Source organism: Deltaproteobacteria bacterium (assembly GCA_020845895.1).
GTDB lineage: Bacteria > Lernaellota > Lernaellaia > JACKCT01 > JACKCT01 > JADLEX01.
The window spans coordinates 1-4,027 of the sequence record JADLEX010000163.1 but is presented as its reverse complement, the minus strand read 5'-3'; the positions used below and the strand labels follow the sequence as shown (position 1 = coordinate 4,027).

The 4,027-nt window shown below is 64.3% G+C and carries 5 protein-coding genes; 2 read left to right on the top strand and 3 right to left on the bottom strand.

From position 1 onward, the window contains the following. Both IT350_20830 and IT350_20825 read right to left on the bottom strand, forming a co-directional pair. The coding region (locus tag IT350_20830) for a hypothetical protein (GenBank protein ID MCC6160507.1) at window positions 1-377 on the bottom strand (377 nt) is incomplete at its 3' end. A 111-nt stretch (window positions 378-488) separates the two neighbouring features. Next, window positions 489-1,529 (bottom strand): alcohol dehydrogenase catalytic domain-containing protein, encoded by a 1,041-nt coding sequence (locus IT350_20825; protein MCC6160506.1) that lies wholly within the window; start codon window positions 1,527-1,529, stop codon window positions 489-491. A 360-nt stretch (window positions 1,530-1,889) separates the two neighbouring features. On the opposite strand from IT350_20825, the gene IT350_20820 reads away from it, so the two are divergent. Beyond that, complete coding sequence (locus IT350_20820; GenBank protein ID MCC6160505.1) at window positions 1,890-2,567, top strand: CAP domain-containing protein; 678 nt, start codon at window positions 1,890-1,892, stop codon at window positions 2,565-2,567. Between the two features lie 46 nt (window positions 2,568-2,613). Beyond that, window positions 2,614-2,889 carry a hypothetical protein gene (locus tag IT350_20815; GenBank protein ID MCC6160504.1) on the top strand — a complete coding sequence of 92 codons (276 nt, stop codon included), beginning with the start codon at window positions 2,614-2,616 and terminating at the stop codon, window positions 2,887-2,889. Window positions 2,890-2,947: 58 nt separating this feature from the next. Here IT350_20815 and IT350_20810 read toward each other — a convergent pair. Further along, window positions 2,948-4,027, bottom strand: a 1,080-nt coding sequence (locus tag IT350_20810) for an FAD-dependent oxidoreductase (GenBank protein ID MCC6160503.1), incomplete at its 5' end; no start/stop codon positions are given.

The following is a 4,027-nucleotide window of genomic DNA, read 5'->3' as shown; positions in this document are numbered from 1 at the left end:
TCGCCGAGCTTTTCACGCTCCTCGTCCGGCGGGAAATCCCCGGGCGTTTCTTCGGGCGGCATAGCCTTGAGTTCCACCGCCTGCGTGCGGATTTCGTCGAGCTGCTCCACCACGGCATCGTAATTGTCGAGAACGAAGGGCACGTCTTCGTCGAGGGGCGCGACGTGGCAATGCAGGCAGTATTCTCCGAAAAAGTCCTTCGCGAAGTTTTCGTACGTCAACGTCGTGCCGGAGTCATCGTCGTCGTCATCGTCGTCGCCTGACGCAGCATCGTCGTCGTCATCCCCTCCACCGCCGCCGCAAGCCCCGGCCGCGGAAAGGAATGCAATGAGGACCATCCAGATGAAGACAAACCGTTCCACGCTTCGTTGCCGCATGAGATAACCTCTAAAAGCGAATCCGTGTGCATAGCACAAGCCAACTGGTCTGTTGGTGTCATTCTTCACGCAATTTCGTTTGAGCGACCCGAATCCACGCGGCGAGGGCGATCAGGCCGAGGGATCGATCAGCACCTTCACGACTTCGACGGCCCGTGCGAATCGAAACGCCGATTCCCACTCGGCGAGCGGCAGCACGTCGCTCACCAGCGGTTCGAGGCGCAATCGCCCGTCGGCCGCGAAACGAATCACCTGCTCGCAGGCGGTGTGACTGGAACTGTAGTGGAAGTGAAGCGACACCGCCCTCTGATACATGCGCCGCCACGGCAGTTCCAGGTCCTCGGAATCGGCGTAACCGATCACCAGGTACCTTCCGAGCGTGCGGATGAGCGAGAGCGTCTCGTCCATCGCGCCGGACTGCCCGAGAAAGTCCACGACCAGATCCGCCCCCATCCCCCCGGTGAAGTCCATGACGAAATCGGTGAGATCGACGCGCTGAAGGACGACGGACTCCGTCGCGCCGAGTTCGCACGCCATCGGCACGCGCACCTCTTCGTCGAGCGGCGTCCCCGCCACGAGGATCGATCCGGCTCCCAGCGCGCGCAAAAGCTGGATCGCGACGAGCGCGTTGAAATCGCAACCCACGATGACCACGGTGTCGCCGGGCTCGATCCCGGCGCGGTTCACGATGCCGTTGAGACACACGGCGGCGGGTTCCACCAGCGAGGCGGCCTCGTCGCCGAGCGAATCGGGAATGCGGTGCGCGAGTCGCGCGGGCACGGCGATGTAATCGGCCATCGCGCCGTCGAGTCCGATGCCGAGCACGCGCTTGTCGTGGCAGAACTGCCGTCGTCCCGACAGGCAGAACCGGCAGCGCCCGCAGGTGCGTCCGTGGACCTCGCACATGACGCGCGCCCCGGGTTCGACGCCCACGACATCCGCGCCGGTACGCTCGACGACGCCGGAGAACTGCTGGCCGAGGACGATCGGCGGGTAATACGGCATGCGGTCATCCCACACGCGCAGGTCGGCCGACGACACCGCGCAGCGCGCCACGCGAATGAGCACCTCATCCGGCGCGCAATCGGGCACGGGACGGCTCACGACCTCGACGAGGCCCGGTCCCGATCCGGTTTTCACGACGGAGCGCATTGGCGAGTCCTTTAAAAAAGCGGCAATCGAGTCACGATACCACGGACTCGCGGGCGACGGGAGTGGGATGGGGATTGGTCCCGCCGAGGCGCGGTTGACTTCGGCGACAGACTGATTGGTGGTGGGTCAGTTTGCGAGGAGCGATTCGATTGTCATTCCGACCGGAGCGAAGCGGAGCGGAGGAATCCCTTTGATTCGCGAAGTTGAAAGGGATTCCTCGACTCTCCGCCTCGCTTACGCTTCGGCGAATCGCTCGGAATGACATCGCACATGTCAAACTGACCCACTACCGACTGATTGCTCCGCTTGGACCGGGGAATCGCCCTGTGGTAGATTGACGTCTCCATCGAGGGTGACGGTATGAATGCGAAATTCCTGTGGACGATCCTGGCGGTGGCGACGTTGCTGTCGGCCGCGTCGTATTTGGCGTGTTTCGGCGAGACGGAAACCACCGAGGAGGACGGCCTCGGCGACGACGACACGGATGACGACAGCGGCGGTGGCGACGATGACGGCGCGGGCTATTCCGACGAGTGCGACATCGACTACGGCGCGAACCCCGGTTGCGACGGGTCCGACCCCGCGTGCCAGAACGCGATGATGATCAACGAGGACCGGCAGGACAATCCGGACGAGTCGGACTGCGCGCCGGCGATTTTGTGGGACGACGACCTGGCCGAGGTCGCGCGGCTGCACTCGAAGGACATGTGCGATCGCGGGTTCTTCGACCACGTGAACCCCGACGGCGACGATCCCTTCGACCGCATGGCGGACGGCGGGGTCTCGTTCGTGACCGCCGGCGAGAACATCGCCTACGGCACCAACGGCTCGGGGATTGTCGGCACGCTCGAGGACCTGTTCATGGACGAGCCCGAATGCGACCTCAACCATCGCGGGAACATCCTGAACCGCGATTTCCGTTACGTCGGCGTCGGCATTCACGAGTGCGGGGACGGCAATCTCTACCTCACGCAGGACTTCGTGACCTTTGACGCGTCGGACCTGCGCGACGATCCGCACGAGTACTGCGAGGGCTGACGAGGGCAGAAATTTTTTGCGGCCACGCCGCGTGGGGGTTTTGTCCGTGGGTGGTTTTCCGACCGGGAGCCCGAAAGAACTCGTGAAGTCGATCGCGGACGGCTATACGACCTTCACCGTCGTGAGCATGCGCAAGTTTCAGCCGCCGCATCTGCGGATGCTGCTGACCAACATGGATCTCGTCGAGCGCGAGTATCAGTCGGAGCAGTTCGACGAAGGCGACTTCGACAACATCCGCAAAAAGAACTTCCGGCTACAGAACATCCGCCGTGCGCGCATGATGGTGAAGGAGTACATCCGCGCCCGGCGCATCGTCTGCTGAACGAATTTTCCGAACCGGAATTTTTGTTCCGGGTCGTCATCGACGCGGCGGACGAGTTTCACGACACGAACGGGACACCCAGCGCGTCCGCCACGGCCACGGCGGACGCCACGGCGTCCTCGTGCAACCCGTGACCGAAATGGCTGCCGCAATACCACGTCCGCCCGCCGTTCAGCGTGGGAAGCTCGCGGATCACCCCGCACGACGCGGCGTCGAAGATCGGCGTGCGCAGGATCGTGTCGAGTTCGATGGTGTCGGGCCGGATGGGAACATTCGGGTGCTGCGAGCTGAAGTAGGGGCTGTCGTCCGGCATCTGCGGTTCGTGCCACAGCGCGCCATTGACGGATGTTTGGAACACGCCGTCGCGCTCGGTGTAGAGAAACGTGTACGCCTGCGTCAGCTGGCGGGCGGGAAACGAAGACGCGTCGGTGTGCACGACCACGCGCCCGTCGCGATAGCGCCACGCGCCCAGCAGCCGCCGCTCACCGTCCGTCGGATTCTCCAGCAACGCGAGCGCCTGGTCGGCGTTGCACGCGAAGACCACGTCGTCGAATGTGCGCCGCTCGCCATCTGCCATCACCAGCGTGACGGCGTCGTCCGAGCGCGCCACCGTGCGGATCGCGCAGTTCAGCTCGATGCGTTCGCGAAAGGTCGCGGCGAGCGCCTCGACGTAGCGCCGCGTTCCCCCGCGTACGCACCGCACCGAATACACGGCCTTCGGCGACACCACGTCATGATGAACGGCAAGCTTCTCGAAAAAAAACCACGCGGGAGACGCGAGGATGTCGGCCGCGTCCATCGACGACATCAGGCAGAGCGCGCACAAAAAGATCAGCCGGGCATCGCCACCACGCAGCGCCGGAATGTCCGCGAGCGCCTCGGCGAGCGTGACGCCCGCGAGCCGCCCCGCCGCGAGGCGGCGCCGTCCCTCGGCCACGCCGGACAGAACGTCGGCGAAGCTCTTGAGCCGCTTCGGATTCAGCAGCCCGAAACCCTGCGCCATGAGCCCACGCAGCCCCGGCGTGACGTACAGCCCGGTCCGCGTGTCGAGGTTGTGAAAGCTCATGTACGAGCTGGGGCACATGTCGGTTTCGATGCCGAGTTCCGCGAGCAAACGATAAAACAGGGGATATCCGGC